This window comes from Novosphingobium album (ex Liu et al. 2023) (assembly GCF_029076845.1).
Lineage (GTDB): Bacteria > Pseudomonadota > Alphaproteobacteria > Sphingomonadales > Sphingomonadaceae > Novosphingobium.
Genome location: NZ_JARESE010000010.1, coordinates 191,302 through 207,287 on the forward strand (window position 1 = coordinate 191,302; position 15,986 = coordinate 207,287).

At 70.2% G+C, this 15,986-nt stretch carries 13 protein-coding genes; 5 read left to right on the top strand and 8 right to left on the bottom strand.

What is annotated here, in order from left to right; translation table 11 throughout:
- Positions 1-24: 24 nt before the first annotated feature.
- Together PYV00_RS04080 and PYV00_RS04085 are read right to left on the bottom strand one after the other, a co-directional pair.
- The gene (locus PYV00_RS04080) at positions 25-1,266 is read right to left on the bottom strand and encodes a lipopolysaccharide biosynthesis protein (RefSeq protein ID WP_275226976.1); all 1,242 of its coding nucleotides are present in this window, start codon (positions 1,264-1,266) and stop codon (positions 25-27) included.
- A gap of 21 nt (positions 1,267-1,287) precedes the next feature.
- Complete coding sequence (locus PYV00_RS04085; protein ID WP_275226977.1) at positions 1,288-2,715, bottom strand: hypothetical protein; 1,428 nt, start codon at positions 2,713-2,715, stop codon at positions 1,288-1,290.
- A 108-nt stretch (positions 2,716-2,823) separates the two neighbouring features.
- Here PYV00_RS04085 and PYV00_RS04090 point away from each other — a divergent pair, with 108 nt between their 5' ends.
- Both PYV00_RS04090 and PYV00_RS04095 read left to right on the top strand, forming a co-directional pair.
- A complete protein-coding gene (locus PYV00_RS04090; RefSeq protein WP_275226978.1) occupies positions 2,824-3,867 on the top strand; it encodes a phosphoribosylglycinamide synthetase in 1,044 nt (347 codons plus the stop codon).
- Positions 3,868-3,874: 7 nt separating this feature from the next.
- A complete protein-coding gene (locus tag PYV00_RS04095; protein ID WP_275226979.1) occupies positions 3,875-4,729 on the top strand; it encodes an NTP transferase domain-containing protein in 855 nt (284 codons plus the stop codon).
- A 78-nt stretch (positions 4,730-4,807) separates the two neighbouring features.
- On the opposite strand, the gene PYV00_RS04100 is transcribed toward PYV00_RS04095, so the two are convergent.
- The 6 genes from PYV00_RS04100 to PYV00_RS04125 all read right to left on the bottom strand — a co-directional run bounded on the left by PYV00_RS04100 (position 4,808) and on the right by PYV00_RS04125 (position 12,156).
- Positions 4,808-5,839 (bottom strand): endonuclease/exonuclease/phosphatase family protein, encoded by a 1,032-nt coding sequence (locus tag PYV00_RS04100; protein WP_275226980.1) that lies wholly within the window; start codon positions 5,837-5,839, stop codon positions 4,808-4,810.
- Between the two features lie 6 nt (positions 5,840-5,845).
- Positions 5,846-6,709: a hypothetical protein gene (locus PYV00_RS04105; RefSeq protein WP_275226981.1), complete on the bottom strand. Its 864-nt coding sequence runs from the start codon at positions 6,707-6,709 to the stop codon at positions 5,846-5,848.
- 114 nt (positions 6,710-6,823) lie between these two features.
- Complete coding sequence (locus PYV00_RS04110) at positions 6,824-7,834, bottom strand: MarR family transcriptional regulator (RefSeq protein ID WP_275226982.1); 1,011 nt, start codon at positions 7,832-7,834, stop codon at positions 6,824-6,826.
- A 70-nt stretch (positions 7,835-7,904) separates the two neighbouring features.
- A complete protein-coding gene (gene hemH / locus PYV00_RS04115; RefSeq protein ID WP_275226983.1) occupies positions 7,905-8,921 on the bottom strand; it encodes a ferrochelatase in 1,017 nt (338 codons plus the stop codon).
- Entirely contained in the window at positions 8,918-11,173 is a 2,256-nt protein-coding gene (locus PYV00_RS04120; RefSeq protein ID WP_275226984.1) for a molybdopterin cofactor-binding domain-containing protein, read from the bottom strand. The genes hemH and PYV00_RS04120 overlap by 4 nt, the downstream gene beginning before the upstream one ends.
- Complete coding sequence (locus tag PYV00_RS04125; RefSeq protein ID WP_275226985.1) at positions 11,173-12,156, bottom strand: Mrp/NBP35 family ATP-binding protein; 984 nt, start codon at positions 12,154-12,156, stop codon at positions 11,173-11,175. The genes PYV00_RS04120 and PYV00_RS04125 overlap by 1 nt, the downstream gene beginning before the upstream one ends.
- Before the next feature lie 102 nt (positions 12,157-12,258).
- On the opposite strand from PYV00_RS04125, the gene hflK reads away from it, so the two are divergent.
- The 3 genes from hflK (at position 12,259) to PYV00_RS04140 (ending at position 15,944) form a co-directional block, all read left to right on the top strand.
- A complete protein-coding gene (gene hflK, locus PYV00_RS04130) occupies positions 12,259-13,401 on the top strand; it encodes a protease modulator HflK (protein ID WP_275226986.1) in 1,143 nt (380 codons plus the stop codon).
- On the top strand, positions 13,401-14,252 hold the full coding sequence (hflC, locus tag PYV00_RS04135; RefSeq protein WP_275226987.1) for a protease modulator HflC: 852 nt from the start codon (positions 13,401-13,403) through the stop codon (positions 14,250-14,252). Before hflK ends, hflC begins: the two co-directional genes overlap by 1 nt.
- A gap of 144 nt (positions 14,253-14,396) precedes the next feature.
- Positions 14,397-15,944 (top strand): Do family serine endopeptidase, encoded by a 1,548-nt coding sequence (locus PYV00_RS04140; protein ID WP_275226988.1) that lies wholly within the window; start codon positions 14,397-14,399, stop codon positions 15,942-15,944.
- Positions 15,945-15,986 lie beyond the last annotated feature (42 nt).

Here is a 15,986-nt window from a genome sequence, read left to right on the forward strand (position 1 = left end):
ATTTCGAAACAGACTCTCTCTCCCTCAGGCCGGCTCGGGCAAGTCGTGTGTCGCCTGCACGGCCAGCCCAAGGCCGATGACGGTCAGCAGGCTGCCGACCAGCACGCAGGCCGCGACGCCGGCAAGGCCATGGCCCGCGATCGCCAGCGGCATCGCGAAGAGCGTGGCGATCTGCGGCACCGCCCGGATGGCGAAGGCGGTTTCCGCCCGCGCCCGCGCGACCAGCAGCGCATCCCAGCTTGCCCCCAGCAGTTCCAGCGCGCCGCCGCAGGCCAGGATCACCAGCGCGCCATGGGCAAAGCCGTATTCCGGCCCCGCCAGCAGCAGGATCGCCCATTTCCCGCCGATCCACGCCAGCACCAGCGCCAGCACGCTGGTTCCCGCCGCCAGCCGGACCATGTTGGCCGACAGCGCGCGCGCGGCTTTGCCCGCGCGGACGAATTCGGGATAGATCGCCCGCGACACCGCCTCGCCCAGCTGGACCAGCGCTTGCCCCAGTTGCGAGGCGACGCGATAGCCGCCCGCCAGCCCGGCGCCGCCCAGCGCCCCCACCAGCAGCAGGATCGCCTGCTTGGCCGAGATCGCCAGGCTGCGCGAAAGGTTGGTGGCCCACACGAAGCGCCAGACGCCCGCGTGCCGCCGGGGCAGCGCGGTAAGGCTGACATCGGCCAGCCGCACCGGCGTGAGCCCGCGCGCCAGCCACCAGTACGTCGCCGCGCAGGCAAGCTCGGCAATGCCCCAGGCCGCGACGAAGCCGGCCACGCGCGGCCACAGCACGGTCGCCAGCACCGCGCCGGCCGCGCGCGTCGCCGGCAAGGTGCTTTCGGCCAGCGTGGCCAGGTCATAACGATCATGCAGGCGCAGGATGCCGGTGGGGGTGGAGCGGATCGCGACCAGCGCGGCAAGGCATTGCGCGAAAGCGACAAGGCGCAGTTCCGGCGGCAAGGGCAGCCAGAACGGCGCGCTCCAGCACACCAGCGCCGCGACAAGGCTGCCCGCCGCAATGCTCAGCAGATCGAGCGCGAGGGCAAAGCCGGCCGAGCGGGCCTGCTCGCCTTCGATCGAGCCCCAGCGCACCACCGCTTGCCAGGTCTGGAAGCTGGCCACGCCCGCAATCGCCTGCGCCAGCACGACGATCAGCGAGAAACGGCCGAAATCCTGCAAGCCCAGCATCCGCGTCGCCAGCGCGAGATAGACCAGGCTGAAGACGGCGTTGACGCCCCGGCCGCCGAGCAGCCAGCCGATATTGCGGAAGAGACGGGACATGGGCCGGGACCGGGCGCTTCCTCAGGCCACGCGCCGGCGCGCGGCTTCGATCACCGCCGCGATGCGGGCCATGTCGGCGGCAAAGCCGGCCGCCAGCGCATCAGGCGCCAGCCCCGCGCGCGCCACGATCATCGGCATGGACAGGCTGATCCGCAGCGTCCCCGCCCAATCGCCCGAAGCATCGCGCAGGCAGCGCACCGGCTGGCCCAGCCGCAACCCGCGCGCGGCCAGCACTTTCTGCCAGCGCTGCGCGGTGGCGAAGCTGGCCCCGCCGGGCATGGCCGAAAGGTCGATCGTCGCCAGCGTAGCGGTGTGCAGGCCGCCGGGGGCGAGCGCGGGCGCGACCAGCCCGGCGTCGATCCGGCGCGCCAGCGCGCGCACCGCCACGCCGAACGCGGCGATCACCGCGTCGCGGCGCCCGGCGCCGATGGCGGCGAAGCGCTCCAGTTCGAACAACGCGGCTTCAAGGCGCAGCAGCAGCCCGGGATTGGCCCCGGCGGGCAGGAGATCGGCCTCGCGCCACTCGGCCGGCCATTCCGCCCGACGGAACACCGTGGCCAGTCCCCGCGCCAGCATCGCGGCGGGGCGGCGGCCGGGGGGCACCAGCGCCATGCCCGAAAAGGGCGGGCCGCCGATGAATTTCGATCCCGTGAGGAACACCACGCAGCCGCGATCGAGATAACCGCGAATCTCCGCCGGCTCGATCCGCGCCTGGCAGGCATCGACCGCCAGCGTCAGGTCATCGCCATGCCGTGCCAGCAAGCCGTCGATCGCCGCGAGATCGGGCAGGATCAGCCCGGTCTTCGATCCGTGCACGGCGTGCGCCACTACCTTGCGGCCCTGCCGGCGCGCCGTGGCGATCGCGGTGTCGAGCGCGGCGGCTACGGCATCGCTGGCCAAGGCGGTCGAGCCGGCACCGCGCAACGGCAGCGCCGCCACCTCGACCGCTTCGAACCCGGCGATCCCGGCGCCCTTGCGGATCGCGCCGGCCAGCGCGGTCTCACCCGAAAAATAGCATCCCCCCGCCGCCAGCAGGCAGCCGCTGCCCACTTCGTCCGGCCCCAGCACGATGTTGGTAACGGGTGCGCCGGCGCCGTTTCCGGCCAGCGCCAGGCCGACATATTCCAGATCGGTACCCGAAGGCGCGAAGACGACGCCGGTATCCGCCGTCAGCCCCCACAGGCCGCGCAGGCGATGCCGCATCCGCTCCAGCGCGGCAGCATAAGCGGCCGGATCCTGCAACCCGTGCACCGGCCAGTCGGCCACCAGGCGTTCCAGATGGCGAAAGGCATCGAGCGAAATATCGTTCGCGGTGGAAGAAGCATAGCCGATCACCGCCCGCGGGAACGGCGAGGCGCCATAGACATTGGTATTGCCCCCGTTGGGCACGGTAATCCGCCGATCGCCGCCCGATGCCAGCATCGGGGAAAGAAATTGCGCGCAGCTCATGATCTGGGGCTCCAGGCGGGTATCCGGCCGGTATATGCGCCCGGCACGACGGTTTCGTTACAAATCCTTCACAGCCATGTCACAGTGCGCGCAGATAGGCCGTCAGTCATGCAAGTCCTGACGTTCGGCCCGCGCCAGATCGCCCGTATTCCCGCCGCCTCGCTTGAGCGGCTGACAGTGCTGTTCATTGCCAAACACGTGTTCTGGCAAGGGGGACTGCACCATGAAGACGGCAACCACGCCGTCTATCATCGCGAGATTCGCGATATGCTGACCGAGATCGGCGTGCGACTGCAACTGGCCGACAGCTATGAAGCGCTGTTCGCCGATCCGGGCTGCGATTTCATTTTCCCGCTGCTCAATCGCGGCGGCTTCCTCAATTCCGAGATGCTGCTGCCGCTGCTGTCCACGCGTCTGGGCATTCCCTTCCTGGGCGCCAGCCCGATCCTGCGCGGCCTGTCCGACGACAAGCACCTGACCAAGCTGGAAGCGCGCAGTCGCGGCGTGCCGACCGCGCCCTGGGCGATCTATCGCCGGGCCGCGCCGATCGACGCGGCCCGCTGCCCGCGCGCCGATCGGCTGGTGATCAAGCCCAACGCCTCCTCGGCAAGCTGGGGCGTGCGCGACGCGGGCGACTGGGCCGGCACCCAGCGCGCGATCGAGGAAATCCACGCCGAAGGGCATGACGCCATCGTCGAGCCCTTTATCGAAGGCAGCGATGTCGAAGTGCCGGTGATCACTTGCGGCGGCCTGCCTTCGATCATGCCGATGATGCTGTTCCGCCAGGCCGATCCGGCGCACTTGCGCACTTATTTCGAAAAGCGCGACCTGGTCGAGCGCGAGGCCAAGTACAGCCTCGATCCGTTCGACAACGAAGGGCCCGCCGCCGCCGAGATCGCGGATTACACCCGCGCGCTGGCGGGCGTGTTCTTCCCGTTCGACTACGGCCGCTTCGAATTCCGCTTTGACGAGCGGACCGGGCAGGTCACGTTCCTCGAAGTCAATCTCAACTGCAATCTCTGGTCCGAGAAGGTGTTCGGCCGGTCGGCCGCGCTGCTCGGCTGGCGCCATGCCGACCTGATCGAGACGATCCTGTGCGAAAGCCTGCTGCGCCACGGCCTGATCGAAACGCGCGAGCTGGCCGCCGCGTGATGGCGGGATGACGGCCATGGCGGCGCAGGACGTGCGGATCGTGGTGCTGGCGGCGCAGCGCAAGGGCGTGGCCAATCCGCTGGCCGAGCGTTTCCATGTCAGCCACAAGTGCCTGATCCCGCTGCACGGCATCCCGCTGATCCGCCACGTCATGGCCATGCTGGCCGCGCATGGCGCGGGCGCGGGCATCGTCATCTCGGTCGAGCCCGAAGCCTTCGCGGCGGTGCGCGAGGCGCTGGCCGGCCTGCCCGATGAAGCGGCGATCACGCTGTGCCCCGCCGCCGACAATCTGGCCGACAGCGTGCTGGCGGCGGCGGGCGATCATGACGGGCCGATCGTCATCACCACGGCCGATCACGCGCTGCTGCGGCCCGAATCGGTCGATGCGATGATCGCCGCGCTGGCCCACGCCGATGTCGCCATCGCCATGGCCCGGCGCGACGCGGTGCTGGGCGTCCATGCCGCCGGGCAGCGCCGGTTCTACGAATTCAGCGATCATGGCTATTCGAACTGCAATCTCTATGCGCTGGCCGGGCGCAAGGCGCTGGGGGCGGTCGAGGTGTTTCGCGGCGGCGGCCAGTTCGCCAAGAACGCGGCCCGCATCGTCCAGTCGTTCGGCGTGCTCAACCTGCTGGCGCTGCGGTTCCGGCTGGTCAGCCTGGCCGGCGCGATGCGGCGGATCTCGCGGCGGATCGGGCTGGAGATCGCCCCGGTGGTGATCGCGGACGGCAGCCAGGCGATCGATGTCGACAATGACCGGACTTACGCGGTCGTCTCCGAACTGCTGACCCAGCGCGAGCGGGCCGAGGCCGGCTCCGCGCTGGCCGATATCATGCCGGTGCGCGCCATCCGCGTCGCCTGACGCGCGCGCATCGCTGGCCCGATCGCCGGCCCCAATCGCTGGCCCTGATCGCCGGCCCTGATCGCCGGCAGGGCCGCGTCAGCTTGCGAGCGGGCGCAGGCGATAATGGACGGTGTAGCCCATGTGATCGGAAAGCATCGTGCCGTCAGGCTCGGTACCGAAGGGAATCTCGATGTCCGAGGGCACCAGCCGGGCGCGGGTGCCGGGCAGCGAGAACTGCAAGTCCCGCGCGCGCTGGCGGATCCACGCCGCGTCGGCCCCGCGTGTGACGTCTTGCCCCGCAATCGGCGCCTCCTGCGACAAGGCATCGCGCACCGGCACGCCGCCGTTGAGCTGGCGTAGCGCATCGCGCAAGCTGGCGATGCGGAACGGGCGCTGGCCCTGGTTGAAATCGCCCGCGACGATCACCGGCACGCCGCGATCGCGCGTGCGGCCCAGGTAATCGCGCAGGAACGCGGCCTGGCGCGCATAGGCCGCCTCGGTCCGCGCGCGCGGCGCGCCCGAGGCCTTGCGGCAATTGAGGTGCGTGGTGGCGACGGCGACCGGGCCGATCCCCGGCACGTCGAGCGTTACCAGCACCACGCCCTTGGCGGCCAGGCAATCGTATCCGGCGCAGGCGCCCGCCGGGAACGGCGCGCGCGCGACCGCGCGCACCGGATAGTCCGACAGCACGACCAGCCCGCTGTCGATCCACGCCGGGCCCGTCTCGCCCAGCGACCATTCGCGGCCGGGCATGTCCGCAGCGGCCGGCGCGGGCGCGGTGTAGGGCCCTTCGACATAATAGGGATAGCCGGCGATCGCGCCGATCTGCTTGGCCTCGTCCCGGAACGCTTCCTGCAGCACGACGACGCCCGGCTGGCGCCCCTCGCGCCGAAGCTGCGCCAGCCGGGCGGCGATCTTGCGCAAGGCCGGGCCGCGCTGGCGGGCGATCGGCCAGGGCAGGCCCTTGACGTTGTAGGTCAGCACCGCGAAATCGCCTTCGGGCGTGGGCCGGGCATCGACCGGGATCAGCGAGGCGGGCGTCGCGATCGGTTCGGCAAAGCTGGTACCGCCAGCCAGGACGACCAGGCCCAGCAGGCTGCGGAAGCGGTAGAGCCGGGGCAAGCGCATGACGGGCTAGTCCTTTGGCGCGGGGATCGGAGGGATGCGGCTGGCAACGACGGTGCGGCTCTGCCGGTCGATCGACCAGAGCAGCCCCGGCTGTGCGGGATCGAAATCGATCGCCTGGCCGAACGTGGCGGTGGCGATCGTCGCCACATGGCGCAGGACCGTGCCGTGCGCGGGGACTTCCAGCACATAGACCTCCGGCTTGTCGTGCCCGCTGGCATAGAGCCGCCCGTCCGCCCCCCAGCCCAGCCCGGATACGCTGCGCGGCGCGATCCGGGCGAGCACCGACGCGGGCAGCGTCCAGCGCCGCGTGACCGCGAAATTCCCGTCCAGCTCGGCGATCAGGGTATCGCGGTGGTCCTTGCCGGGAACGCCGCCCTTGCCATCGTATTGCGCGAAGCTGGCCCACCAGCGGCCATCGCGCCGGATCAGCGCGGTGAACGAGCCGGGGTTGGCCGGCAAGGCCACGCTGCGCAAATGGCGCAGGCTGGCGGCATCGAAGAATTCCACCGTGCCGGTCTGCGGCACGGCGGGATAGTTCGAGGCGGCGCAGACCAGTTCGGCGGCGGCCACGGTGCAACTGTTGATGTGCGGGAATGCGTGCGGATCGCCGCTGAATTCGGCGACGCGCGCGCCGCTGTCGAGCGCGTAGCGCGTGATGCGGCTGTTATCGATCGCATAGATATGCGCACCGTCCGAAGCGACGCCCTGCCGCGCTTCCTCGGCCGCCAGAGTGCGTTCGGGCAGCGCATAGAGCATGACTGCGTCGGGTGCCTTCGCCAGGGCGGGAATGCCGGCAGCGATCAGACCCGCGCCGGCCAGGCAAAGCCCCAGACGCCTTCCCGTCCGACCGCCTTGCACGTGCCTGTCCATCGAATACCCCCCCGGTGTTCGGGGCTGCGCCTAGCCCGGCAATGAGTCGGCCGGATGATGGATTCGTGGAGCTTTGATGACATTTGTGGATAACCGGCGCATCAAACGCACGGCTCAGACCAGCGCGGCCGCTCCCGCGCCGATCTCGGCGAAATAGCGGGCCATGGCATCGGCCGCCTTGTCGCTCAGCGCGATGAAGGCCCGGCGGCGATCGGTATCGTCCCCCAGCCGCCGGAACAGCCCGGCTTCCACCATCTGGCCGATCCAGCGCAGCGCCGTGGTGGGCGGCACGCCCGAGGCGATGCACAGCGACGTGACCGAGACGCGCGCGTGTTCCGCCCGCGCGGCGGTGAGATCGAGCAGCATGTCCCAGGCCGGATGGGCGAACAACGCGCCATCGAGGAAGCGGGCGCGCAACTGGCGCTGCCGCACGATCCGGCGCACCAGCCGGGGATCGGGCAGCGGCGGCCGGGCAGCGCGCAGCCCGGCCTTATCGCCCATGGCGCAGGCCGGCCCGTCAGCCGCCATGCCGCTGACCAGGCCGCTCGGCTCCGGGGAGGCTCCGGCAAAGGCAAAGGCATGGCCGTTCACACTGGCGCCGCCCGATGCCAGTCGCTCCATCTTCCCGGCGATCTGGCCGACCTGCTCCGTCAGCCGCAGGATCATCAGCCGGTCATCCTCGGACAGTTCGCGCAGCCGCCGCGCGGGGAACCGCGCCAGCACTTCGCCCAGCGCGATCACCCGCTCCGCCCGGTCAGGATCGACCAGGATCAACGGGTTCGACTGGTCCATCACGGCGAAAACCGCGTCGAGCCCATCCACCGTGGTGGAAACGACAAGCTGCGCGCCCGCGTTGGCCGCGCGCATGTCCAGCCGGGCCAGCGCGGCGATCGCCATCGCATCCGCCACCGGGCAATCGACCAGCACGACATCGCCCAGCGGCCGGGCCTCCCCCTCGATCAGCGCGGCCAGATCCGTCGTCACCGCCACGCGCAGCCCGGCGGCCTGCGCATCGTCGCGGATCGTGGCGCGCAGATGCGGCCTGTCGGCATAGATCGAAAGCGCCAGCGGCAGCCCGGCGGAATCTTCGGCGGTGGCGGCATAGGCGAAATTGGCTTGCGGCATGGCGGTCGCGGCTCCGTTCGCGAATCTTACGAACAGGAGTAGAACAAAACAGGATTAAGTCAAGAATGGATCAATCGATCCAGCCCGCCAGCTCGCGCCGCGTCAGCGCTTCCAGCATGGCCATGCCGGGCTCGCCGGTGTTGAGGCAGGTCAGCGCGGCGAAGGCGGTGCCACCCGCGCCGAGGAATTCATCGCGCCCGCGCAGGGCCAGTTCCTCCAGCGTCTCAAGGCAATCGGCGGCAAAGCCCGGCGCGGCCACGACCAGCCGGCGCGTGCCGGCCCTGGCTTCGGCCAGCAGTGTCGCATCGGTCGCCGGTTCGAGCCATTTGGCCCGGCCGAAGCGCGACTGGAACGTGGTGTCGATCCGCAGATCGGGAAAGCGCGGCGCCAGCGCCTCACCCAGCAGGCGCGCGGTCTTGCGGCACTGGCAGTGATAGGGATCGCCCAGATCCAGCGTCCGCCGGGGCATCCCGTGGAACGAGAGCAGCAGCACTTCGGGCGCGAAATCCAGCGCTTCGATCTGCCCCGTCAGGTCGGCCGCAAGCGCGGCGATATAAAGCGGATCGTCATAGTAGGGCGGCAGCGTGCGCAGCGCGGGATGCCAGCGCGATCGCGCCAGCGCCGCGCCCACCGCGTCCATCACCGTGGCCGTCGTCGCGGCCGAATATTGCGGGTAGAGCGGGGCGACGAGGATGCGATCGCAGCCCGCCGCCTGCAGCGCCGCCAGCCGATCGGCGATGGCGGGCCGGCCATAGCGCATCGCCCAGTCCACCCGCGCGGCCGGGCCCAGCCGGGCTTGCAGCGCCTGGGCCTGGGCGGCGGTGATCGCGGCCAGCGGCGATCCCGCCTCGGTCCAGACCTGGGCATAGGCATGGGCGGATTTCGCCGGGCGGACGCGCAGGATCACGCCGTGGAGGATCGGCTTCCAGGCGATCGCCGGGATCTCCACCACGCGCCGGTCCGACAGGAACTCGGCCAGATAGCGCCGCACCGCCGCCGGGGTGGGCGCATCGGGCGTGCCCAGGTTGACCAGCAGCACACCGATCCCGCCAATGCGCGCTTCGGGATGATCGGCCGGCGGGTTCATACATCCTCCGAAAGCAGCGGCAGGCGGCGAAACCGCAGGCCGGTGGCGGAAAACAGCGCATTGGCCACCGCCGGGGCGACCGGGGCCACGCCGATCTCGCCCGGATCGCAGGGATCATGCTTGCTCATGATGAAATCGACCTCGATCCGGGGGCAATCGGCCAGCAGCGGCAAGTCGAGCCCCGCCAGCCGGCCGACCAGCGGCAGCCCGTCCTCATAGCCGGTACTCGATCCCAGCGCGAGGCCCAGGCCGAAGACGATGCCGCCTTCCACTTGCTGGCGCGCGATATCGAGGTTGACGATGCGGCCAAGGTCAACCACCGCGCTGATCCGGTCCACCCGCACGCCCGTCTCGTCGCGCCGCGCGCTGGCCACCATGGCGATGCGGGCATCGCCGATCCGGTGGCAGGCGATGCCCTGCCCGCTGTTGTCCACCCCGCCGCCCCATTCGGCCAGCGCGGCGACGCGTTGCAGGCAATCGGCCATGCGCGGTTCCTGGCCCAGCATCGCCATGCGGTAGGACAGGGGCTCACGCCCGGCGAGATGCGCCAGTTCATCGACGAAGGATTCGTTGAAGAAGGCGGTATAGCCATGGGCATTGCCGCGCATCCGCGCGGTGGGCAGCGGCACGGCGGCGGGCAGATGGTCGATCGCGACATGGGCGATGTCATAGAAAGGCACCGCGCCCGCGATCGCCAGCCGGTCCGCCTCGCCCGCGCTGGCGGCGCGCGCCTGCGCGGCGGATTGCGCGCCGAACAGGCGGCGGCCGAACTCGCGCGCGCTGGCCGGCAGCGCCAGCCGCGCGCGCCAGCCGGCGATGCCGCCTTCGGTATCGGGCAGCGCGCCCATCAGCGCCACGGCCGGCGTGCGCGGCCAGCCCGCGACATGTTCCTGCCAGCGCGACCAGACGAGCTGCACCGGGCGCCCGGCCCGTTGCGCGATCACCGCGACCTGGGCGGCATGATCATGCTCCAGCCGCCGGTCGAAGCTGCCGCCGGCGGGCATCGGATAGAGCACGACATCGGCGGCATCGAGGCCGATCGCGGCGGCGGCCGCCTTGCGCGCAAGCTCGGGCGCCTGGGTGGCGATCCACAGCTCCAGCCGGCCGCCGGAAAGCCGCGCGGTGGCGCTGGCGGTCTCGATCGTGGCGTGGAGCGCCGGGGCAACCTCGTAGCGCAACTGATGCGCCAGCTTGCCCGCCAGCAGGCCGGTATCGCCCGCGGCGTGCAGTCGGGTGGCATCACCATCGCGCAGCGCCTGCTCCAGCCCCGCCTCGATCGCCGTGGTATCGGCGCGGCCGGTGGCGCGGAAGACCGGCGACAGCGCCTTCAGCGCCTGCTCGGCCGCCCACCAGGTGGTGGCGGTGGCGGCGAGCCAGTGCTTGTGCCGTACCAGCGAGAGCAGTCCGGGCACGCCGCGCGCATCGGCCTCTTCATAGTCGAGCAGTTCCGCCTCGCCGATCGGCCCATGCCGGATCGCGGCATAGACCATGCCCGGCAGCCGCACGTCGCCGGCGAACAGGAAGCTGCCGTCCACCTTGGCGGGAAGATCGAGCCGGGGATAGCGCAAGGGCGCGCCGGGCGGGAACTCACCGGGCTTTTCGGCCGCCGCCTCGGCCCGCAGCATCGGCGGATCGGGCGGATCGTAGCGAGCGGCCTCGGCGACCAGCGCGCCGAAAGGCAAGCGCCGCTTGCCGTGGATGACGAAGCCGTCCTGCGCGTCGCACTCTGCCCAGGCGACGCCCCAGCGCGCGGCGGCAGCGCGCATCAACATGGCCCGCGCGGCGGCGGCAGCGGCCCGCGCGGGCGCTTCGTAAGCGGCCAGCGACGTGCCGTCGGCCGTGGCGTTGAACCGGGTATCCTCGGCCCAGCGCCGCACGATCGCGCTGTCCGGGTCGTCCGCCAGGCCGGGCGCCAGCGGCATCCACAGCTCGGCCCAGCGCGCCGCCAGCACGAAATTGGCATAGCGCGCGCTGACCGGCGCGGGCTCCACCGCTATCTGCCGCCAGTCCGCGCCCAGCTCGCAGGCGACCACTTGCGGGATCAGCGTGGTGATGGCCTGGCCCATCTCGATCTGCGGCACCGCCACGGTGACGACGCCGTCGGCGGCGATCTTGATCCAGGCATCGAAGGCATATTCGTTCCGCCCCGGCGAAAGCGGCAGCGGATAGTGGCGCGGCCGCAGCATGTATCCCACCGCGAGCCCGCCGCCGACGAGCCCGCCGATGAGGATGCCCCGGCGCGAAACCGCCATCAGGTAATGGCCCCGTCCTGCCTGTCGAGCCAGTTGGCCACGGCTTCGGCCAGCGCCAGGAAGGGCTTGCCCTCGGCCCCGTCGCTGGCCGCGGGCGGGCGGCCGGCGTCGCTGTCCTGGCGGATCGCCAGTTCGAGCGGGATGCGGCCGAGGAACGGCAGCCCGGCCGATTTCGCGGCGGCCTGCGCGCCACCCGAACCGAACGGGTCGCTGATCTCGCCGCAGTGGGGGCAGACATAGCCGGCCATGTTCTCGACCACGCCGATCACCGGCACCTTGCCCTTGGCGAACAGCTCGATCGCGCGCATCGCGTCCATCAGCGCGAGATCCTGCGGGGTGGAGACGATCACCGCGCCCGCCGGCTTGAAGCGTTGCAGCATGGTCAGCTGGATATCGCCGGTGCCGGGCGGCAGATCGACGATCAGCACCTCGACATCGCCCCAGTCGGCCTCGACCAGCTGGGCCAGCGCATTGCCCGCCATCGGCCCGCGCCAGGCGATCGCCTGCCCCGGATCGGCCAGTTGCGCCATCGACAGCATCGGCAAGCCCCAGGGGCTGGCCACCGGGTTCAGCTTGTTCTCGCGCGCGGTCGGGCGGATGCCCTCGGTCCCCAGCAGCCGCGCCTGCGAGGGGCCGTAGATATCGGCATCGACCAGGCCGACCTTGCGCCCCATGCGCGCCAGCGCCACCGCGATATTGGCCGCGACGGTGGACTTGCCGACGCCGCCCTTGCCCGATCCCACCGCCACGATCCGCCGCCGCACCTTGTCCGCCATCATCGCCACGCGCGTTTCGGCAATGCCGGGCGCGCCGCGCAGCGCGTCCTTCGCGGCGACCTCCAGCTTGTCGCGATCGAGCGCGGAAAGCCCGGTGGCATCCACCACCAGCGTGGCGCGGCCATCGGCCAGCCGCAGCGATTGCAGCCGCGTCGCGACCGCCTCGGGCAACTTCGCCTTCAGCGCGTCGACTTCCTTGCTGCTCATTGTCCACTCCGCGCCGGCCGGTTCCTGATCGGCTCCCCCTAGCAAGGAAAAAGCACCGTGAGACCCTGTTTTTGTGCGAAAGAGGTTCCTATAGTGACAGCCATGAGATTGATCGGAGGTGCATTGGCGCGCGGCGCGTTCGCCATGGCGGGAGGGCGCAGTCCCTGGGGCGGCGGCAAGCGCGGCGACGAAGCCGGGGAAGAGGCTGGCCAGGACGGCGAGGCGCCCGCGGGCGGCGCGCCGGAAAAGGTGCGTGGCGGCAACCCCTGGCTGCCGCCGGCCGACAAGCCGCGCCGATCGGCCAAGATCGAGGATATCTTTGGCGGGCCGACCCGGCGGGGCGGCGGCCGTGGCGGGCCGGGCGGCGGCATTCCGCGCCTGCCCCGGCGGCCTGACGGCAAGAGCTGGTTCCCGCTGATCGTCGGCGGCATCGCGCTGATCTGGCTGGGCATCACCACGGTGCACATGGTGGGGCCCAAGGAACAGGGCATCGTCACCACTTTCGGCAAGTATTCGCGCACGATCACGCCGGGCGTCTCGCTGACGCTGCCCTGGCCGATGCAGGCCGTGGAAGTGACCGACGTCACCTCGATCAAGCGCTATACCATCCCCGATAACGAGAGCGAGAAGCTGATGCTCACCAGCGACCAGAACCTGGTCGACCTGAGCTATCTGGTGCGCTGGAACATCAAGGACCTGAAGGACTACCGCTTCCGCCTGTCCGATCCCGACGATACCGTGCGCGAAGTGGCCGAGGCGGCTATGCGCTCCTCGATCGCGGAAATCTCGCTCGACGGCGCGCTGTCCGGTTCGGGCCGCGCGCAAGTCGAGCAGGCGGTGCGCGAACGGATGCAGCAAATTCTTGACGGCTATCACGCGGGCGTGACCATCCAGGGCGTCGAGATCAAGAAAGCCGATCCGCCGACCAAGGTGATCTCCGCCTTCCAGCAAGTCACCGCCGCGCAGCAGGATGCCGAGCGTGACCGTTCGAACGCGCGCGCCTGGGCGCAGCAGCTCCTGGCCCGTGCGCAAGGCGACGCGGCGGCCTTCGACAAGGTCTACGAGCAGTACAGGCTCGCCCCCGAAGTGACCAAGCGGCGCATGTATTACGAAACGATGGAGCGGGTGCTGAGCAACAACGACAAGGTGATCGTCGAATCGGGCGGCGTCACGCCTTATCTGCCACTGCCCCAGCTGCAGCGGCGCACGCCCCCCGCTGCCGCTCCGGCGCAGGGAGGCCAGTGATGCCGGCCTTGCGGGATTACAACTGGCGTGACTTGCGCGCGCCGCTCATCACGCTGGCCGTGCTGGTGGTCGCGCTGCTGTCCAGCGTGATCGTCGTGCCCGAGACCGAGCAGGCCGTGGTCGTGCGCTTCGGCGAGCCGGTGCGCGTGATCAACCGCTATCGCCCCGATGCGCCTTATGGCGAGACGGGGGCCGGCATTTCGCTGCGCATCCCCTTCGCCGAGCAGGTGGATCGCATCGACAAGCGCCTGCTTTCGGTCGACATGCAGCCGCAGCAGGTGCTTTCGACCGACCAGCTTCGCCTGATCGTCGATGCCTATGCGCGCTTCCGCATCATCGACCCGGTGCGCATGGTCAAAACCGCCGGCACGCCCGAACGGGTGATGGAACAGCTCGAACCGATCCTGACATCGGTGCTGCGCCAGGAACTGGGCAAGCGCACGTTCCATTCGCTGCTGACCGCCGATCGCGGCATCGCCATGGACAACATCCGCATCGGGCTGGACCGCGAGGCGCGCGAATATGGCGCGCAAGTGGTCGACGTGCGGATCAAGCGCGCCGACTTGCCCGACGGCGCGCTGGAAAGCGCCTTTTCCCGGATGCAGGCCGTGCGCGAGCAGGAAGCGACGACGATTCGCGCCCAGGGCCAGAAGCAGGCGCAACTGATCCGCGCCGATGCCGAAGCGCAGGCCGCCAAGACTTATGCCGAAAGCTTCGGCAAGGACCCCCAGTTCTACGATTTCTACCGGGCGATGCAGAGCTATGACTTTGCCTTCTCGGACGATCAGGGGGCAACCACCATCCTGCTTTCGCCCGACAATTCCTATCTCAAGGAATTCAGGGGACCGTGACGCCACGGCATGGCAGGCCAAGCCTGCGGGCCAGCCCGCGCCATTCAATCCCGGTTAAGCCGTGAAGGCCTCAAAAACGCGGCCGGTTCGGGTGAGATTGCGGAGCAGACCCGCGCAACGGAGGATCAAAAGGACGTGAAGCCCGTGCGATACGCTTATGGATTGACTACGGCGCTCCTGCTGGGAGGCGCCACTCTCACACTCGTCACTGGCCTTCCCGCCGGTGCCCAGGTCGCGCAGAACGAATCCAGCCAGATGAGCCGCGTGGTCCCCCGCGCCGGCGCGCCGGCCAGCTTCGCCGACCTGACCGAGCAGCTTGCCCCGGCGGTGGTGAACATCTCCACGCGCCAGCGCGTGCAAGTCCCGGCAGCGCAGAACCCCTTCGCCGGCACGCCTTTCGCCGACCTGTTCGGCGGCGGCGGCGATCAGGGCGGCCCGCAGACGCGCGAGGCGCAGTCGCTGGGATCGGGCTTCATCGTCTCGGCCGATGGCTATATCGTCACCAACAACCACGTGATCTCGTCCAACGGGCCGCAAGGCCAGGTCGAATCGATCACCGTGACCATGCCGGACGGCACCGAGTACCCCGCCAAGCTGGTCGGCAAGGACCCGCAATCAGACCTGGCGGTGCTGAAGATCAGCGCGACCAAGCCGCTGCCCTTCGTCAAGTTCGGCAATTCGGGCAGCGCGCGCGTGGGCGACTGGGTGATCGCCATCGGCAATCCGTTCGGCCTGGGCGGCACGGTCACGTCGGGCATCATCTCGGCGGTCTATCGCAACACCGGCAGCAACAGCGCCTATGACCGCTACCTGCAGACCGACGCCTCGATCAACCGGGGCAATTCGGGCGGCCCGATGTTCGACATGAACGGGCAGGTCATCGGCATCAACAACGCGATCTTCTCGCCCACCGGCGGCAGCGTCGGCATCGGCTTCGCCATTCCGGCCGATACCGCCGCGCCGATCGTGCAGAAGCTGATCCGGGGCGAGACCATCCAGCGCGGCTACCTGGGCGTGCGTGTCCAGCCGATCGACGAGGATCTGGCCGATTCGCTGGGCATCCCGCACAACAAGGGCGAGTTCGTGCCGATGGTGGAACCGGGCGGTGCCGCCGCCAAGGCGGGGCTCCAGGCCGGCGACGTCGTGCTCAAGGTCGATGGCAAGGAAGTGACGCGCGACCAGACGCTTTCGTTCCTGGTCGCCAACACCCAGCCGGGCACCCGCATCCCGATCGAGATCATGCGCAACGGCAAGCGCCTGACGCTGACCGCCACGGTCGCCCAGCGCCCCAGCGAAGAAGAGCTGGCGCAGCAGACCTTCGATCCCGACGCCGACCAGGGCGACGATTCGTTCAACCGCCCGCAGCAGCCGCAGCCGCAGGGCGAAGGCGTGACCGAGCAGTCGCTGGGCGTCTCGGTCATCCCGCTGACCCCGCAGATCGCCCGGCAGCTCGGCGCGCCGGAAAGCACGCGCGGCGTGGTGGTGACGGCGGTCGATCCCTCGTCCGACGCGGGCCAGAAGGGGCTGCGGCGCGGCGACATCATCCTCCAGGCCAATTACCGCGACATCACCGATGTCGCCGGGCTGGAAGAGACGATCAAGACCGCGCGCGGCGCCAGCCGCGATGCCGTGCTGCTGCGCGTCCAGCGGCGCGGCCAGCCTGCCGCCTACGTGCCGATCCGCCTGCGCTGATCGCGGCGGCGCCCGTAACCTGAAAACCAGACGCCCGCCGGC

Bases quoted from the DNA above. Each gene is read 5' to 3' on its own strand.
- PYV00_RS04095 (WP_275226979.1), top strand. From the start codon at position 3,875: ATGACGGCCATGGCGGCGCAGGACGTGCGGATCGTGGTGCTGGCGGCG.
- PYV00_RS04080 (WP_275226976.1), bottom strand. From the start codon at position 1,266: ATGTCCCGTCTCTTCCGCAATATCGGCTGGCTGCTCGGCGGCCGGGGC.
- PYV00_RS04125 (WP_275226985.1), bottom strand. From the start codon at position 12,156: ATGAGCAGCAAGGAAGTCGACGCGCTGAAGGCGAAGTTGCCCGAGGCG.
- PYV00_RS04120 (WP_275226984.1), bottom strand. From the start codon at position 11,173: ATGGCGGTTTCGCGCCGGGGCATCCTCATCGGCGGGCTCGTCGGCGGC.
- PYV00_RS04110 (WP_275226982.1), bottom strand. From the start codon at position 7,834: ATGCCGCAAGCCAATTTCGCCTATGCCGCCACCGCCGAAGATTCCGCC.
- PYV00_RS04100 (WP_275226980.1), bottom strand. From the start codon at position 5,839: ATGCGCTTGCCCCGGCTCTACCGCTTCCGCAGCCTGCTGGGCCTGGTC.
- PYV00_RS04105 (WP_275226981.1), bottom strand. From the start codon at position 6,709: ATGGACAGGCACGTGCAAGGCGGTCGGACGGGAAGGCGTCTGGGGCTT.
- PYV00_RS04085 (WP_275226977.1), bottom strand. From the start codon at position 2,715: ATGAGCTGCGCGCAATTTCTTTCCCCGATGCTGGCATCGGGCGGCGAT.
- hflK (WP_275226986.1), top strand. From the start codon at position 12,259: ATGAGATTGATCGGAGGTGCATTGGCGCGCGGCGCGTTCGCCATGGCG.
- PYV00_RS04090 (WP_275226978.1), top strand. From the start codon at position 2,824: ATGCAAGTCCTGACGTTCGGCCCGCGCCAGATCGCCCGTATTCCCGCC.
- hflC (WP_275226987.1), top strand. From the start codon at position 13,401: ATGCCGGCCTTGCGGGATTACAACTGGCGTGACTTGCGCGCGCCGCTC.
- hemH (WP_275226983.1), bottom strand. From the start codon at position 8,921: ATGAACCCGCCGGCCGATCATCCCGAAGCGCGCATTGGCGGGATCGGT.